The following is a 17,555-nucleotide window of genomic DNA, read 5'->3' on the forward strand; positions in this document are numbered from 1 at the left end:
CTTTTCTTTATGTTAATTGTTTAAGAGCTTTTTCGGCTAGGAAAGCGAAATACTCTGCACTTATAGATAATGCTCGCTCGTCTACTGTGAAAGCTGGATGATGCCATTCATGTGTACCATTCGTTCCCATAAAGACGAATGAACCAGGTATTTCTTGCTGATAAAAAGAAAAATCTTCTCCGGCCATTGACGGGGTAGGGGAGATGATAGTTAAATTCATTTTTTCGGCAACTTGAGTCGATAAATTTGTTAGAGATGTATCGTTATGAACAGCAGGAGGACCTGGATAAAAGCGAAATTCTGTTTTTACACCTAATGCATCAGAAACCCCTTGAATAATACGTTCCATTAAAGCTGGTATCTTTTCACGTGTTTCAGCTTGGAAAGTGCGAACTGTTCCTTCTAATGTTGCTTTTTCAGGAATAACGTTCCATGTATTTCCTGAATGAATATTTGTAACACTTACAACAGCATTATGAGATGAACTTATATTTCGGCTTACAATTGTTTGCAGTGCCATAACAATTTGAGAGGATGCGACAATAGGATCAACCCCAGCATCTGGTACAGCTGCATGTGTACCAACACCGTGAATTTCGATTTCAAATCGATCAACCCCGGCCATTAGTGGACCATCTTTAATACCAATTGTACCTACTGGCAAATCAGGTTTATTATGCATGCCGAAAATAGCTTGTACATTTTGTAAATGTCCAGCATCAATAACTTTGCAAGCACCATTACTACTTTCTTCGGCTGGCTGAAATATAAAACGAACAGTTCCTTTAAGTGAAGATTCTTTTTCCTTTAATAAGTAGGCAGCACCTATAATAGCAGCTGTATGAAAATCATGCCCACAAGCATGCATTTTACCGTGAATTTTTGAAGCGTACGGCAAATTTGTTTCTTCTTGAATAGGAAGGGCATCAATATCAGCACGGATTGCTATAAGCGGTCCGCTATTATTCCCCGAAATTTCAGCAATAACGCCTGTTTCTAAACTAGAATTTATTATAGTAATGTTTTTCTCTTCTAACCAATTTTTTATAGCTTTTGTCGTTTCAAATTCTTCGTATGATAATTCTGGATGCTCATGTAAATTTCGACGAATAGAAATCAGCGTCTCATTTAATTGCTCTAGATTTGCTGCCACTTATAATGCCCTCTTTCTTAAATAAAGTATGTATATTAAGTATACAATAATAAAAGAGAGGATTCTCAAATGAAAATCCTCTCTCGTTTATGCTGCCAATTTTTTATGTGAATGCTGTTTTTGATAACGTCCACGCATTGCGTAGGCAATTTGCGGGATTGCGATACCAACTAAAATAAGTGACACACCGATCCATTGTGAAGATAGTACAGCTTCTTTTAAAACGAATACAGACATGATTGTTGTAACTGGTAGTTCCGCTGCACCAAGAATAGTCGCTAAGCCAGAACCGATTTTTGGAATACCGATTGTAAAGGCTATAGAAGGAATAACGATACTAAATGTTCCTAGACCTAAACCGTATTTCCAAAGTCCTTCAGAAATTGCACCACTAAAAATGAATGTTGGTGGGAATACGATCATTACTAAAGTTAAAGCACCAGCCATTAAAAGAACACCGCGCGGTAATGAAGGTACTTCAACAGCCACTTTCCCACTCACGAAAATGTATGTTGCGAATGTAACAGCAGATAATAAGCCTAGTATGATTCCAGTCGTATCGAAATCACCTGCTGATTTTTCTAGTAAACCACTTGATAAAAATGTACCTGCAAGTAAGAAAATAACGGAAATCACCTTTTCTCTTGAAGGTAATGTTTTTGTTGCGACTGCTTCAATAATAATTCCGACCCAAACGAATTGGAATAAAAGTATAATTGCAATAGATGCTGGTACAGTTTTTAATGAAGCATAATAAAAAATCCCAGTAAAACTTGCAGATGTACCTGCAACGAATAAAATTAACGCTTGTTTTAATGGAACACGATGTCTAGAAAATAGAAGTGTAATAGCAAGCAAAATAATCCAACCGAACAAATATTGGCTACCAATTACCTCTCCAAGTGAAAATCCTTCTGCATATGCAAGTTTAACGAAAATAGCTAAAATTCCATAACTACACGCTCCTAATAAAACTAAAAGAGAATAACGAAGCATGAAAAATTCCTCCCATCTATATGAAATTGTTCCGTAACGGACATATATAACTAGAGGGAAGTATACAAAATTAAAAATGGAGGGTCAAATAAAAGAAAAGTGTGACATTTTATAGAATAATAATAAAAGTATGATATTTATGCATAATCTTGAAATTAATAATAATAAAAGTATTGTAAAATCAGCTTTGTATTGTATAAAGACAGCATTTGAAAAAATATTTTTTAATCAATATGTATATAGACGTACTAGTAACATGCTAATCATTTGAGAAACTACGTTACCTTTGTTATGTTAATAATAATTAGAGGAGTTTCGTAATCCAAGTGAAGTGTTTCTATATAATAGAAGGAAATGAAAACGTTTTTTTAGAAACTGTGTGAAAGAGTAGTTTTTCTTATTGTCACGTTGGAAAAGTGATTTCACGAATTGTTCATAGTATTTTTATTTGTTTTTGCTACAATATGTAAGGAGAGGAGTGGAATCATGCAAGATATCAGTATTTTTTTAGCGTTTGGTGCTGGGTTTTTATCATTTATTTCCCCATGTTGCTTACCGCTTTATCCGGCATTTTTATCTTACATAACAGGTATGTCGGTTTCTGAGTTGAAAGAAGAAAATGCAATGCTTCGCAAAAGAAGTATGATACATACAGCGTTTTTCTTACTTGGATTTTCAATTATATTTATTGCAATTGGATTTGGTACAAGTTTTATTGGAGGCATCTTTACAGATTATAAAGATTTAATTAGACAGTTAGGTGGTATATTTATCATCGTGTTCGGTCTTATTATTGTCGGTGTGTTTAAGCCAAAGTTTTTAATGCAAGACCGTAAATTTACGTTTAAAAATCGTCCGAGTGGCTATTTTGGATCCGTTCTAATTGGATTGGCCTTTGCTGCAGGCTGGACGCCTTGTACTGGACCTATTTTAGTATCTGTCATTGGATTAGCAGCAACAAATCCAGAGTCTGCAATGATTTATATGATTGCATACATACTTGGATTTGCTATCCCGTTCTTCATACTATCATTCTTTATTACGAAAATGTCCTGGATAAAAAGAAATAGTATGAAGTTTATGAAAATCGGAGGATACGTTATGATTGTCATGGGTGTCTTCTTATACTTTAACTGGATGACGAAAATTATCGTATATTTCTCAAGTTTATTTGGTGGTTTTACCGGTTTTTAGTATTATTCTGTGAAAATGTTGGAAATACTAACGGAAAAGCATATAATGAAAGTATATTTTGCATATAGCCACAAAAAAGGATGAGAAAATATGAACATAGTTGTTTTATCCAGTATCGTTGCTGTTTGTATGGCTGTTGGTGCGATGTTTATTCGTTTAAAAGCAGCTAAAAAACCTGCAACATTGAAAAAAATTATACTTCCACCATTTTTTATGAGTACGGGAGCATTGATGTATGTTTTTCCTGAATTTCGATTAACTCCAGCAGAAATGTTAGAAGCAATTGGCGTCGGTTTGTTTTTCTCTATTTTTCTTATTAAAACATCTAAATTTGAAATTAGAGGGCAAGAGATTTATTTGAAGCGTTCAAAAGCATTTGTTTTTATATTAATTGGATTACTTGTCGTGAGGATTGTATTTAAAACATACTTAAGCCAATCTCTTGATTTAGGACAACTTAGTGGTATGTTCTTCTTATTAGCTTTCGCGATGATTGTGTCATGGAGAATTGCTATGTACCGTTCCTTTACGAAATTACAGAAGGAAATGGAAAAAGAAGATGGTTTTTATAATGAAAAAGATATGAAGCTAACTTGAAAACGTTATATGTATAAAATAAAAAGGACAGCGTCAAAGGCGCTGTCCTTTTTATTGAAAATAATGTGAAGTTACTTTGCGAGTAAAGATCTATAGTTAGAATAATCAATCTCTTTTTCTTGTAGTTTTTTCACTAAAAATTTATGATCACGCTTCGGTGTAGCAATAATATACCCTTTAATAATTAAATCTTGTGTAATTTGAGAGGCTTTTTCTTGTAACGCCAGTTCTCCGATTTTGCCAGCAATTTTTGATTTAGCAACATCGCGAAATAGTTCTGGAACAGGACTTACAAGCTCTTCTAACAACTGTTTTTGTTCGTCAGCCCATAAATGTCTCGTTTTATTTATGTAGTGTTCTTCCCAATCTAAAATGGACATACCATCTTCTTTTGGTAATCGTTTTAAAAATTTTCTGAACATAAAGTATCCACCAATAGACATAAGTCCTAATAAAATAACAGTCCATAGCACAATAAACCAACTGAACCATCCTTCGAGCAAGTATATCCCCCCTTAATGATTATGGTTTTCTTTTATTCATATTATAAACAGTGAGATTCATAGAAAGCAAGAACGCTTGGTCATTTTGACCAAGCGTTATCATTTAAACAAAGTATAGTTGTTCAACACATAAATTATTATTATCATCTTCTACATATTCAATGATTAATGTGCCAACTTTACGATCTTTATCTTCTGTTGTGAAAATAGAGTAAGAAGTAAAACGCTTTGTTGATAGGCCGCTTATATGTGTAGGTAAAGAAATGTAGTCGTTATCGCGGAAGAATTCCATCAGTTCAATATCTTCAAATTCTTTTCGGTCAACTTGTTTGTTTGTGTAGCGGCGTTGAAGTTGTTTTAAAGACTCATTCCAAGAAATTGCTTTTGTGTCGTATACCATTGTCTTATCTCCTTACTGTATGTAATCATTAAGAACATACGTTCTAATCTAGTATACTCTTTTTATTAGAAAAGGGAAAGCAAAAAATAATGTAAGCTTGGGTTTCCAAGCTTACATTATTGATGCGTCCGTCATAATCTCTATTTTTTATTATAAGTTAGATAAGAATAAGAAACAAGATGGTATATATTTTGTTGATAGTTTTCAAAATTCTGTATATTATAGGTATACTAATATGCAAGGGAATGAGAGGAATGGTAAACGTAATTTCACTCCAAGGACCGATGGCAAGCGGGAAAACAACATTGGCTAAAAGATTAGAGCGATGCGGGCTTTCAGTTATATATGAAAATCCTTATCCGATTGTAGAAAAACGAAAAGAACTAAATTTGGATATGAACTCAAAAGAAGGGTTTATTACAAATCAAAAAATGTTTATGAAAGCAAAAATAAAGGAGTTTCAAAAAGTGAAAGATTCAGTCGTAATTTTTGATCGTGGACCAGAAGACATTGAGTTTTATACACTCTTTTATCCAACGATTATAGGGGAAGAGTGGGATATAGAAACTGAATTGAAAGATGAATTATATAAATTAAGAGAATGCCGTTCGGATGCGATTTTTTATTTAGATGTTACGAAAAAGAATGTATATGATAGAAAAAATAATGATAGAACAAGAAACAGAAATACATTTGAGGAGCAATTTAAATTAGTAGAAACTGAAAAAGATTGGTATAAACAATTTCCGGTAACTTATGTGGACACGAATAGATTAACAGCGGACGATTTAGAGGTATATTTTATGGATTGGTTAAAGGAGAGAGGGTTATGAAAAAAATACTTTTATTTGTATACCCAACATTTGCGGAGTTTGAAATAACAGTAGCAACGGCATTGCTGAAAAATAAATATGAAATCATTACAGCGGGCTTAACGCATGAATTGATTATAAGTGAAACAGGTTTGCAAGTGCAACCACATATAGAATTAAGGGAAGTGTGTGTAGAAGAATATGAGGGGATTATTATTCCAGGCGGAGATGTGATACATATGAAGGATGCAGAAGGACTCTTTTCAGTTATTCGTCAATTTCGCGAACAAGAAAAATTAGTAGCTGCTATTTGTGCTGGACCGTATGCGCTAGCAAAAGCAGGCTTATTCAAAGAAATCTCGTATACAGTAACTATGGATTATAAAAAATTAGATTGTTTTCCAGTAGAAAATTTTGTGTATGAAGAAGTTGTGAAACATTCAAATATTATTACAGCACAGGGGCATGCATTTGTACCATTTGGAATAGCGATTGCCTCTTATTTTGGAGTAACAAACGAACATAATATAAATTTTTACAGTGGTAAGGGGAATGTGATGATGGAGGAGCTTTTGCCTGAGAATGTATAAAAGCTAGCTAATGCTAGCTTTTTTCTTTTTGACATCGATAAATGGCTAACGTTTTCGGATCGCGCCATATACCGTTATGAAGTGACAATTCATTTTCTACTTCTTCTTTTAGCCATTCCTTCATTTCCGCGTGAAGAAGTGTATTATCAGGTATATTTAGTGACGGAAACATGCTAGAAATATAGTTTAAAATCGGAGTAGCATGATGAAAAACGAGAGCATTATGAATAACTGCTTCTTCAACAGTTGGAAAAACAGACTGTAATATCTCTTTACCATTTTCTAAACAAAATGGAGTGACTGATGATGTTGTTTTCGGCAAATCAAATGCGTCTAACATGCGGTTACAAATTTCAACTATACGAGGTAATGTAACGTTAGAGTTTGTTGTAGCTAAAAGTGAGCCACCGGGACGAATTACTTTATGGAATCCTTGGATTGTTTTTTCGACGTCTTTCATGTGATATAACATATGTCTTGCGATGATCCAGTCGTAGCAATTAGCTTCGAAAGGAAGTTTACCAGCGTCACCCGGTCTCCATTCAATTATGCTATTCTTCATTGCAGCTTCAGAAAGCATCGTTTTCGATTGATCAAAACCAGTTAGTTGTCCTTTATGACCGTTAGTTTGTAAAAGGGAAAGAAAATTCCCATTAGCGCACCCAACCTCTAATATTTTTTCGTCTCCTTGAAGTTGTAAATGCCCCATGACGACTTCATCTAAATTCACTTGTTTTTCTTCGTAATGTTTATGCGTATCGATACGTGTTTGTAAATGGTTGCTTACGTTGTATTGGCGTTTTACATCATTCATTTTTTCACATTCCACCTTCGTGCAAAATTGCTGAATCGCATGTGTAAATACGTCGGTTTTCTTTAAACCTTCGTAATGGAGTGCAGATTCAAACCTTTCAAGTAATTTTTCTTCAATTCGAAAATGAATATCTTTTCGCTTCGTCATTGAAATCTCGCCCCTTTGCATCTGTTAGTGAGACTATACCACGCTTGAAAAATTTGTGTAAATAATTTGTGTACACAAATGAAAGAGAAGAAAAAATTGTTTGAATGTGAGTTTAAACTATTGACGATTTAAACGTTTTCATATATTCTTAAATTAAGAAATATTCAAATAATTAAAAAGAAATGAGAGAGTCACATGCTTCTTCAAGGAACACATCGAATTGGTCGTATGGCCATGCTGTTGGCACTTGCGGATGAGAATGAAAGCCCTGTATTATCTGTTCCAAAAGGTTGGAAGTATTGTACGGGGAAAGTGGGTTCGATGAATTCGCAAAAAGTTGTAGCAGCAATGGAAACAGCGGCTAAAAGCAACCAAGTTATTGAAACAGACGTTTACAGAGAAACACATGCACTTTATCATGCAATTATGGAAGCTTTGTACGGAGTGACGAGAGGTCAAATTCAGTTAGCAGACGTTCTTCGTACAGTAGGACTTCGATTTGCGATTGTGCGCGGCACACCATACGACGGAAAAAAAGAAGGCGAATGGGTTGCTGTTGCATTATATGGAACGATTGGTGCACCTGTAAAAGGATCTGAGCATGAGGCGATTGGTTTAGGAATTAATCACATATGATTTGCCCATAGTCTATTAGTTAGAAGGGGGCCTTATTCTTTAGGACAGAAGTCTGTCTTAAAAAGATAAGGTCCCCTTTTGCCTTTATAAGGAGGAAAAAGAATGATTACGTTAACAGGACACACATTGACAATTGAAGAAATGAAGAGGTTGTTACTTGAAGGAGAAGGTGTAACAGCTTGTCCAAATAGTATGCAAAAGGTGGCAGAGTGTCGCGAAGTAGTTGAGAAAATTGTAGAGGACGGAAAAGTCGTTTACGGTATTACAACTGGATTTGGAAAGTTCAGTGATGTGCTTATCCAAAAAGAGGATGTAAAGGCACTTCAACACAATTTAATTCAGTCACATGCATGCGGGATAGGTGATCCATTCCCTGAAGAAGTATCACGAGGTATGTTAATTTTACGAGCGAACACGATGCTTAAAGGAGTATCGGGCGTTAGACCGCTTGTTGTAAATATGCTTCTTGAGTTTGTAAATCGTAAAATTCACCCAGTTGTTCCGCAACAAGGTTCACTTGGTGCGAGTGGCGATTTAGCACCTTTATCTCATCTTGCGCTTGTATTATTAGGCGAAGGTGAAGTGTTCTATAAGGGAAAACGCGTTCATGCGATGGTTGCTCTTACAGAAGAAGGTCTTGAGCCGATTGAACTTGAAGCGAAAGAAGGGCTTGCATTAATTAATGGTACGCAGGCGATGACAGCGCAAGGAGTTCTTTCTTATATAGAAGCAGAAGCAACGGCGTATCAAGCTGAACTCATTGCTTCGATGACAATTGAAGGATTACAAGGCATTATTGATGCATTTGATGAAAATGTTCATAAAGCACGTGGTTATAAAGAGCAAGTGGAAGTAGCGAGCAGAATTCGTGACATCCTTCATGATAGTAAGTTAACAACGAAACAAGGAGAATTACGTGTACAGGATGCATATTCACTTCGCTGTATCCCGCAAGTGCACGGTGCTTCTTGGCAAGTTTTAAATTATGTGAAAGAAAAATTAGAAATTGAAATGAATGCAGCAACAGATAATCCACTTATTTTTGATGGTGGGGAAAAAGTAATTTCGGGTGGGAATTTCCATGGTCAACCGATTGCGTTTGCGATGGACTTCTTAAAAGTAGGAATGGCGGAACTTGCAAATATTTCAGAGCGTCGTATTGAGCGTTTAGTAAACCCACAATTAAATGATCTACCTCCATTTTTAAGTCCAGAACCAGGACTTCAGTCTGGTGCGATGATTATGCAATACGCAGCAGCGTCACTTGTTTCTGAAAATAAAACGTTAGCACATCCGGCGAGTGTTGATTCAATCCCGTCATCAGCTAACCAAGAAGATCACGTAAGTATGGGAACAATTGCTTCACGCCATGCACATCAAATTATTCAAAATGCAAGACGTGTTCTTTCAATTGAGATGATTTGTGCGATGCAAGCAGCAGAATATCGCGGTATTGAAAACATGAGTACAGTGACGAAGAGCGTCTACCATCAAGGTCGTCAGCAAGTACCTTCTATTACAAATGACCGTATATTCTCAACAGATATTGAAAATATTACGCATTGGTTAAAAACGAATTATTCGATAAAAGAAAGATTAGATGTAAACGCAGCACTATAAAATGAGAAAAGGGAGAGATTGAAATGGAAAAAGTACAACAAACAATTCGCGCGCCAAGAGGTACAGAGTTACAAACGAAAGGGTGGGTTCAAGAAGCTGCACTTCGTATGTTAATGAACAATTTAGATCCTGAAGTTGCTGAAAAACCAGAAGAACTAGTCGTATATGGCGGAATTGGCCGTGCGGCTCGTAACTGGGAAAGCTACCATGCGATTGTAGATTCATTAAAAACGTTAGAAAGCGATGAAACATTACTTGTTCAATCAGGAAAACCAGTTGCCATTTTTAAATCACATGAAGACGCACCTCGCGTACTGTTAGCGAACTCAAACTTAGTACCAAAGTGGGCGAACTGGGATCACTTCCGTGAACTAGAGAAAAAAGGTCTTATGATGTACGGACAAATGACAGCAGGTAGCTGGATTTATATTGGAACACAAGGTATTTTACAAGGAACGTATGAAACATTTGGCGAAGCGGCACGTCAACATTTCTATGGTTCATTAAAAGGTACAGTAACACTTACTGCTGGTTTAGGTGGTATGGGTGGTGCACAACCTCTTGCTGTAACGATGAATGGCGGTGTTGTCATTGCTATTGACGTTGATAAGCGCAGCATCGATCGTCGTATTGAAAAGAGATACTGTGACATGTATACAGAATCGTTAGAAGAAGCATTAACGGTTGCGAACGAGTATAAAGAGAAGAAAGAACCAATTTCAATTGGTTTATTAGGAAATGCGGCAGAGATTTTACCAGAACTAGTGAAGCGTAATATTACGCCAGATTTAGTTACGGATCAAACATCTGCTCATGATCCATTAAACGGTTATATTCCAGTAGGTTACACATTAGAAGAAGCAGCAAAACTTCGTGAAGAAGATCCAGAACGTTACGTACAATTATCAAAAGAAAGCATGACAAAACATGTGGAAGCAATGCTTGCTATGCAAGCAAAAGGTGCAATTACATTTGATTATGGAAATAATATTCGCCAAGTTGCTTTCGATGAAGGTTTGAAAAATGCATTCGATTTCCCAGGATTCGTTCCAGCATTTATCCGTCCATTATTCTGCGAAGGAAAAGGACCATTCCGCTGGGTAGCACTTTCTGGTGATCCAGAAGATATTTATAAAACAGACGAAGTAATTTTACGTGAATTTGCTGACAATGAGCATTTATGTAACTGGATTCGTATGGCTCGTCAGCAAGTTGAATTCCAAGGTCTTCCATCACGTATTTGTTGGTTAGGTTACGGTGAGCGCGCGAAATTTGGTCGCATCATTAATGAAATGGTTGCAAATGGTGAATTATCAGCACCGATCGTTATCGGCCGTGACCATTTAGATTGCGGATCAGTAGCATCTCCAAACCGTGAAACAGAAGCGATGAAAGACGGTAGTGATGCAGTAGCAGACTGGCCAATTTTAAATGCATTAATTAATAGTGTAAACGGTGCGAGCTGGGTATCTGTTCACCATGGTGGCGGCGTTGGTATGGGTTATTCACTTCACGCTGGAATGGTTATTGTTGCAGATGGAACAGAAGCGGCAGCAAAACGTATTGAGCGCGTATTAACTTCTGACCCTGGAATGGGTGTTGTTCGTCACGTCGATGCAGGATATGACTTAGCTGCGGAAACTGCGAAAGAAAAAGGTGTTAACATTCCGATGATGAAATAAGGAGGAGAAAACATGCTGGACACTTTACTAATAAATATCGGTCAATTACTAACAATGGATCAAGAAGATGGCTTGTTAAGAAGGGAAGCGATGAGTACGCTTCCTGTTATCGAAAACGGTGCGGTTGGAATTGAAAACGGCGTAATTACTTTTGTTGGAACAGCGGAAGAAGCTAAAGGATTACAAGCGAAAGAAGTTATTGATTGCGGCGAGAAAATGGTTTCTCCTGGTCTTGTTGACCCGCATACTCATCTTGTATTCGGTGGATCTCGTGAAAATGAAATCGCACTAAAATTACAAGGAGTTCCGTACTTAGAAATTTTAGAACAAGGCGGAGGTATTCTTTCAACTGTAAATGCAACGAAACAGGCGTCCAAAGAAGAACTTGTTCAAAAAGCGAAAGTCCACTTAGACCGTATGCTATCTTTCGGAGTTACAACTGTAGAAGCGAAGAGTGGTTACGGATTAGATGATGAGACGGAATGGAAGCAATTGGAGGCAACTGCGCAATTACAAAAAGAGCATCCAATCGATTTAGTTTCTACATTTTTAGGTGCTCATGCAGTTCCGAAAGAGTATAAAGGTAGATCGAAAGAATTTTTACAATGGATGTTAGACCTACTACCAGAAATGAAAGAGAAGCAGTTAGCGGAATTCGTTGATATTTTCTGCGAAACAGGTGTGTTCTCTGTCGAAGAATCAAAAGAGTTTTTATTAAAAGCGAAAGAGCTTGGCTTTGATGTGAAAATTCATGCGGATGAAATCGACCCACTTGGTGGTGCGGAAGCAGCGGCTGAAATTGGTGCAGCATCAGCGGACCATTTAGTTGGCGCTTCTGATAAAGGAATTGAAATGCTTGCAAACTCTAATACAGTAGCGACTTTATTACCAGGAACAACTTTCTATTTAAATAAAGAAAGCTTTGCTCGTGGACGTAAAATGATCGATGAAGGTGTTGCAGTTGCATTAGCTACAGACTTTAACCCAGGTAGCTGTCCAACTGAGAACATTCAGCTTATTATGAGCATCGCAATGCTTAAACTGAAAATGACACCAGAAGAAGTTTGGAATGCAGTAACAGTTAACTCTTCTTACGCAATTAATCGTGGTGATGTAGCTGGGAAAATTAGAGTTGGTCGCAAGGCGGATTTAGTTTTATGGGATGCTTACAATTATGCTTACGTACCGTATCATTACGGCGTAAGTCATGTAAATACAGTATGGAAGAATGGTAATATCGCATATACAAGAGGTGAACAATCGTGGAGCACGGCCACTATTTAAAGAAAAATGCAAAGTTTATTGATCGTGAAGTGACGAAATGGAGTGAGATGATTAAAGGTTGGGAGGAAGGCGTGGAAATATTCGGTGCTGCCTTAATTGGAGCACCCCTTTCTAAACCATCTATTAGTCATTCAGGAGCAAGTTTTGCTCCAAAAACAATTCGTGCGATGTTAGATGCATATAGCACGTACGCAATTACAGAAGAACATGATATGAAAGAAAGTGTCTTATATGATTGCGGCGATATTACGATGCATGTGACGGATATAAAAGAAAGTCATAACCGAATTGCGAAAACAGTTGGTCATGTAACGAAAGTAAATCCGAACATGATACCAATCGTTCTTGGTGGTGACCATTCGATTAGTTTTCCGAGTATAACAGGGTTTGCAAACAGTAAAGGAAAGATCGGTATTATTCAATTTGATGCCCATCATGATTTACGTAATTTAGATGATGGTGGCCCATCAAATGGTACACCGTTCCGTAGTCTACTAGAAAATGATGTCATTACAGGAAAACAACTCGTTCAAATCGGAATTCGTAATTTTTCAAATGCACGAGCGTACCATGAATATGCAAAAGAACATGGCGTGACAGTGTATACAATGAAAGATGTACGAGAGCGAGAAATCAAAGATATTATCACGGAAAGTATTGAAGTATTAAGAAAGCAAGGCGTGACTTCTATTTACATTTCTCTTGATATGGATGTACTAGATCAAGCATTTGCACCAGGTTGTCCAGCGATTGGTCCTGGCGGAATGGATAGTACGACGTTACTTGATGCGATTGAATTTCTTGGTAAAGAACCGCTCGTTCAAGGGATGGATATAGTAGAAATTGATCCAACCCTTGATTTCAGAGATATGACGAGTCGAGTAGCTGCACAAGTGATTATGAGTTTTCTTTTAGCGAGAGAAACAGCTCGTAAGCAGGTTAGTATGTAGGCGTGAAATGAATAGATAATATTTACCGATGCCGTAAAAAACACATTACTACTCGTATGTAGTAATGTGTTTTTATGTTAAAAGCGAAGTTGAAGTTAGAATATATGTATGTGTGGAGAAGTCAATAAAATTGTGGGTTTTTGGTGTTATTTTACGGATTCATTTTCTTAGTTTGAAAGGATTGACATGAAAAATAATTTTATGATAAAATAAAAATTTTGCTAAAAAAATGAATGTGTGTTAAGATTGAGAAGGTTACCATATATGGAGGTGGATTATTTGTTTCAAATTGGCGATAACATTGTTTATCCAATGCAGGGAGCAGGTATAATTAAAGCCATAGAAGAGAAGGAAATCGCAGGAGAAAAACAACAGTATTATGTTATAAAAATGTCGGGTAGTAATATGGAAATAATGATTCCGGCAGGAAGAATATTGAGCTCAAATATACGACCAATCACGGATATAACGGCAATAGCACACATATTGAATATTTTTCAACATGGAGAATCTGATAGATTACTTACGTGGAAACAAAGGTATAAATTGAACACTGATAAAATAAAGACGGGTAAAATACAAGAAGGTGCTGAAGTTGTACGTGATTTACTACGTATGCAGAAAGAAAAAGCACTTAATGCAAGCGAAAAGAAGATGTTAGATAACGCACACGAATTTTTGATTAGTGAACTGGGATTAATTGACGGTATCACAGAAAGTCAAATAAAAAGCTTTTGTTAAGATTCATTACAAATAATCTATTACATCCCAAAAAATATTTCAAATTTTTTGGGAACATAATTATAGAAAATTAATCATTTCAAAGACATTCAACTCTTTCAAACCACTTTTAGAGCATTAACCTCTTTTGTTATTACTACAATCAAATCCATTTTTATTTTTTAAATTCTTTACGAATGTTCGAAGTTTAATTAAACACTTCGATAGAATAGTTACTTGATTTTTGCAATCCTGATTCACACTGGCACGGACGAGGAGCCGTAAGGATGAAAGAGAGGTAGGGCTTTCATTGTTTTAGGTTTATAAGTTATTATTTTTAGAAGAATACTGAACCACTCTCACTTCTATTGTTAAAGTTTTTTATATGTGAAGAGATAATAATTGTTTATTTTCTTTATATAAAAGAGATAAATGAGTTGTCATCCATATACGGTAAACTAAAAAAGGTTTCCTTCCTAGGAAACCTTTTTTTATTTGTATCATTCTGTTTTTTTTGATATTCGAATGTTTGATGGTAAAGGCGAATAAATTGACGTTACTATCTAAAAGTAAGTATGATGCGATTATGGTAAGAATTTTTTAAGGGGGAAGAAAAATGACAAGTTCAAATAGTAAAGCGGCAAGTATTTATGAAGGAACAAATATAAACGCTTGGGGATCCTTTGGAAATATTGAAAAAACAAAGTTGTTTAGTCCGATTCAAATTGGATCCTGGTCTCTTCGTAATCGTATAGCAATGGCACCGATGACGAGATGTTTCGCGAATCATGAAACAGGAGTCGTTGGTACTGATGTAGTCGAGTACTATAAAAAACGTGCAGCTGATGGAGTTGGCTTAATTATTACAGAGGGAATCGTCATTAGCCCAAGAGCAAAAGGAAATCCAGGAGTACCAGGGATTTATACACAAGAACAAATCGATTCGTGGAAGCCTGTTACAGAGGCAGTACATAAAGAAGGTGGAACGATTATTGCTCAAATATGGCATGTTGGACGTATGAGTCATCACGAGATAATTGGTGGGCAAATGCCGCAAGCACCGTCTGCTATCGCAGCTGAGGGAAATGTGCCACGTTTTCGTAAACCGTTTGATACCCCGGAAGAAATGACAATAGAAGAAATAAAGAAAGTAATTGGTCAATACGCACAAGCTGCGAGAAACGCGATCGAAGCTGGATTTGATGGGGTAGAAATTCACGGTGCACACGGATATTTAATCGATCAATTTACTTATGAGTTTGCAAATAAGCGTACTGATAAATACGGCGGAGACTTAAAGCAAAGGTTAACATTTATGAAAGAAGTAACAGAGGCTGTAATAGAAGCTGTTGGAGCTGATAAAACACTTCTTCGCTTCTCTGCTTTCAAAGGTGATAATCCTACTTATATGTGGGGAAATCCTGAGCTTGCAATTAAAACGTTTGTAAATATGTTCAAAGAAGTTGGATTAACGATGATTCACCCTTCAACGATGAATTTTACGGCAGTTATTGCTGACGGAAAGAATTTTCATCAATTAGTAAGAAAATATTGGGATGGTACGATTGTAGGAGTAGGGAGTTTGAATCCGAAAGAGGCTGAAGAAGCACTGCAAGAAGGAACAATTGATGTAGCGGCATTTGGAAGACCTTTAATTGCTAATCCAGACTTCATTCATCGAATTAAAAATGCTGAAAGTTTAGTGGAATATGATGCGAAAGAGCATCTTGCTACGTTAATTTGAATAAAGATAAAAGGAGAACACATCAGGTGTTCTCCTTTTATTATGGAATTTCATAGGAGGAAGCGGAATGAGTGAAACGCTACTCGTTATTATTAGTATATTGCTCTTATTGATGTTACTATTAATCATTTTTTTTATTATTACATTTTTTATTAAAAAACGGACGCATCATTCTATATTAAAGTTACATCCATATTTAGGAAGGATGCGTTATTTACTTGAAAAGATAGGACCGGAATTTAGGCAGTATTGGTTTGATCATGATACGGATGGAAAGCCCTTTTCACGTTATGATTTTCAAAGTGTAATGTTTCTAGCAAAATACCGTTCAGAAATACTAGGTTTTGGATCAAAACGAGATTTTGATGCATCTGGATATTATATTGCTAATACGCTGTTTCCGGTATTAACAGAGGAACTAAGTGTGAATGTAACGCAAAAACGTGAAGGGAAAAAGTATGTGATTCATAAAGAAGGGTTATTTTCACGGAGAGAAAAATTGACAGCGGATACAACGAATCTTTGGTTATACGAAGAAAACGATGCAATTATAGTCGGTGAAAACCGCAAATATCCATGGAAACTGTATGGCATGTTTGGAGCATCAGCTACTTCTTACGGTGCGATTGGAGAAAATTATATTTTAGCGAGCGGGTTTGGAGCAAAAATGGCGGGCGGATCGTGGATTAATACTGGTGAAGGTGGCGTTATTCCAGAACATTTACATACAGGTGCGAATATCGTTGCGCAAATTGGTCCGGGTTTATTTGGGTACCGTGATGAGGATGGTAATTTTTCAATGGAGAAATTTATGGAGAAAGCAAAAGAAAGCAACATTAAAGCATTCGAATTGAAATTTGGTCAAGGTGCGAAAATACGTGGTGGTCATTTAGAGGGACAAAAAGTAAATGAGAAGATCGCTTCTGTTCGAAATGTGCGAGAAGGAGAGACAATTAATTCACCGAATCGATTTCCATTTTTAAAGAATGCAGCAGATACACTTTATTTTATTCAACGTTTGCAAGAAAACGGCGGTAAACCAGTCGGGATGAAGATTGTAATTGGACAGCAGGAGCCGTTGGAAGATTTATTCAAAACGATGAAAGAGTTAAACGTCTATCCAGATTTCATTACAATTGATGGTTCAGAAGGTGGATCAGGAGCAACATATAAATCGATGGCAGATAGTATGGGGATGCCGCTTATTCCAGCGTTACTGACATGTATTGATACAGCGAATCATTATGACGTTCGGGACAAATTCAAAGTGTTTGCCTCGGGGAAATTAATTACACCAGATAAAGTGGCAATTGCTTTAGCTATTGGTGCAGATGCTGTAAATTCAGCCCGCGGTTTTATGATGGCGAGTGGCTGCATAATGGCGCTTCAATGTAATTCGGGGCAATGTCCGTCTGGTGTGGCGACGACGAATCCTCATTATCAAAAAGCGTTAGATCCGTATGAGAAGAAGTGGCGGGTCATGAACTATATAATAAGTATGAGATATAGTTTATTTGCACTAGCGGCAGCAGCGGGAGTAAAGAGTCCGCGTCATTTAACGAGAGAGCATATTGTGTTTAAAGACGAGAAGGGGAGAGTGGTGCCTCTTTCGGAATTGTTTCCTATAATAAATCAAACCTAAAAATATATTTTATATGTAAAAATTTTTGGAGGAATAATCACATTGTTTAGAAAATATTAAGAGTATAATGG

At 36.5% G+C, this 17,555-nt stretch carries 17 protein-coding genes and 1 pseudogene; 13 read left to right on the forward strand and 5 right to left on the reverse strand.

Features of this window, described 5'->3' with window-relative positions; all coding sequences use genetic code 11:
- Positions 1–7 precede the first annotated feature (7 nt).
- Together QCI44_RS09605 and QCI44_RS09610 are read right to left on the reverse strand one after the other, a co-directional pair.
- Positions 8–1,153, reverse strand: a complete 1,146-nt coding sequence (locus tag QCI44_RS09605) for a M20 peptidase aminoacylase family protein (RefSeq protein WP_098486197.1) — start codon at positions 1,151–1,153, stop codon at positions 8–10.
- 87 nt (positions 1,154–1,240) lie between these two features.
- Positions 1,241–2,149: an EamA family transporter gene (locus QCI44_RS09610; RefSeq protein ID WP_098986558.1), complete on the reverse strand. Its 909-nt coding sequence runs from the start codon at positions 2,147–2,149 to the stop codon at positions 1,241–1,243.
- A 326-nt stretch (positions 2,150–2,475) separates the two neighbouring features.
- Between QCI44_RS09610 and QCI44_RS09615 the strand changes: the two are divergent.
- The 3 genes and pseudogenes from QCI44_RS09615 (at position 2,476) to QCI44_RS09625 (ending at position 3,940) form a co-directional block, all read left to right on the forward strand.
- Positions 2,476–2,619: pseudogene (locus QCI44_RS09615) on the forward strand (peptidase T).
- A gap of 16 nt (positions 2,620–2,635) precedes the next feature.
- Positions 2,636–3,343: a cytochrome c-type biogenesis protein CcdA gene (gene ccdA / locus QCI44_RS09620; RefSeq protein ID WP_016086777.1), complete on the forward strand. Its 708-nt coding sequence runs from the start codon at positions 2,636–2,638 to the stop codon at positions 3,341–3,343.
- Between the two features lie 90 nt (positions 3,344–3,433).
- Positions 3,434–3,940, forward strand: coding sequence for a CcdC family protein (locus QCI44_RS09625; protein WP_001028639.1), 507 nt, complete (start codon positions 3,434–3,436; stop codon positions 3,938–3,940).
- Between the two features lie 71 nt (positions 3,941–4,011).
- On the opposite strand, the gene QCI44_RS09630 is transcribed toward QCI44_RS09625, so the two are convergent.
- A complete protein-coding gene (locus QCI44_RS09630) occupies positions 4,012–4,443 on the reverse strand; it encodes a DUF2621 domain-containing protein (RefSeq protein ID WP_016086778.1) in 432 nt (143 codons plus the stop codon).
- Between the two features lie 103 nt (positions 4,444–4,546).
- Entirely contained in the window at positions 4,547–4,843 is a 297-nt protein-coding gene (locus QCI44_RS09635) for a hypothetical protein (RefSeq protein WP_016086779.1), read from the reverse strand.
- Between the two features lie 245 nt (positions 4,844–5,088).
- On the opposite strand from QCI44_RS09635, the gene QCI44_RS09640 reads away from it, so the two are divergent.
- The gene (locus QCI44_RS09640) at positions 5,089–5,676 is read left to right on the forward strand and encodes an AAA family ATPase (RefSeq protein WP_098413090.1); all 588 of its coding nucleotides are present in this window, start codon (positions 5,089–5,091) and stop codon (positions 5,674–5,676) included.
- On the forward strand, positions 5,673–6,245 hold the full coding sequence (locus QCI44_RS09645) for a DJ-1/PfpI family protein (RefSeq protein ID WP_016086781.1): 573 nt from the start codon (positions 5,673–5,675) through the stop codon (positions 6,243–6,245). Before QCI44_RS09640 ends, QCI44_RS09645 begins: the two co-directional genes overlap by 4 nt.
- 13 nt (positions 6,246–6,258) lie before the next feature.
- Here the strand turns inward: QCI44_RS09645 and QCI44_RS09650 are convergent, their stop codons facing one another.
- The gene (locus tag QCI44_RS09650; RefSeq protein WP_116349037.1) at positions 6,259–7,206 is read right to left on the reverse strand and encodes a class I SAM-dependent methyltransferase; all 948 of its coding nucleotides are present in this window, start codon (positions 7,204–7,206) and stop codon (positions 6,259–6,261) included.
- Positions 7,207–7,401: 195 nt separating this feature from the next.
- On the opposite strand from QCI44_RS09650, the gene hutP reads away from it, so the two are divergent.
- The 8 genes from hutP (at position 7,402) to QCI44_RS09690 (ending at position 17,484) form a co-directional block, all read left to right on the forward strand.
- Positions 7,402–7,842, forward strand: a complete 441-nt coding sequence (gene hutP / locus QCI44_RS09655; protein ID WP_016086783.1) for a histidine utilization transcription antiterminator HutP — start codon at positions 7,402–7,404, stop codon at positions 7,840–7,842.
- A gap of 102 nt (positions 7,843–7,944) precedes the next feature.
- Complete coding sequence (gene hutH, locus QCI44_RS09660; protein ID WP_353811091.1) at positions 7,945–9,462, forward strand: histidine ammonia-lyase; 1,518 nt, start codon at positions 7,945–7,947, stop codon at positions 9,460–9,462.
- A 23-nt stretch (positions 9,463–9,485) separates the two neighbouring features.
- Positions 9,486–11,144 (forward strand): urocanate hydratase, encoded by a 1,659-nt coding sequence (gene hutU / locus QCI44_RS09665; RefSeq protein ID WP_098986556.1) that lies wholly within the window; start codon positions 9,486–9,488, stop codon positions 11,142–11,144.
- A 12-nt stretch (positions 11,145–11,156) separates the two neighbouring features.
- A complete protein-coding gene (gene hutI, locus QCI44_RS09670) occupies positions 11,157–12,428 on the forward strand; it encodes an imidazolonepropionase (protein ID WP_098986555.1) in 1,272 nt (423 codons plus the stop codon).
- On the forward strand, positions 12,407–13,378 hold the full coding sequence (hutG, locus tag QCI44_RS09675) for a formimidoylglutamase (RefSeq protein ID WP_016086787.1): 972 nt from the start codon (positions 12,407–12,409) through the stop codon (positions 13,376–13,378). Before hutI ends, hutG begins: the two co-directional genes overlap by 22 nt.
- 279 nt (positions 13,379–13,657) lie before the next feature.
- Positions 13,658–14,119: a CarD family transcriptional regulator gene (locus QCI44_RS09680; protein WP_170959991.1), complete on the forward strand. Its 462-nt coding sequence runs from the start codon at positions 13,658–13,660 to the stop codon at positions 14,117–14,119.
- A gap of 595 nt (positions 14,120–14,714) precedes the next feature.
- A complete protein-coding gene (locus QCI44_RS09685; protein ID WP_098986554.1) occupies positions 14,715–15,842 on the forward strand; it encodes an alkene reductase in 1,128 nt (375 codons plus the stop codon).
- Between the two features lie 67 nt (positions 15,843–15,909).
- Entirely contained in the window at positions 15,910–17,484 is a 1,575-nt protein-coding gene (locus QCI44_RS09690) for an FMN-binding glutamate synthase family protein (RefSeq protein ID WP_098986553.1), read from the forward strand.
- The last annotated feature ends 71 nt before the right edge of the window (positions 17,485–17,555 follow it).

The sequence above is a fragment of the Bacillus cereus group sp. RP37 genome (genome assembly GCF_040459695.1).
GTDB lineage: Bacteria > Bacillota > Bacilli > Bacillales > Bacillaceae_G > Bacillus_A.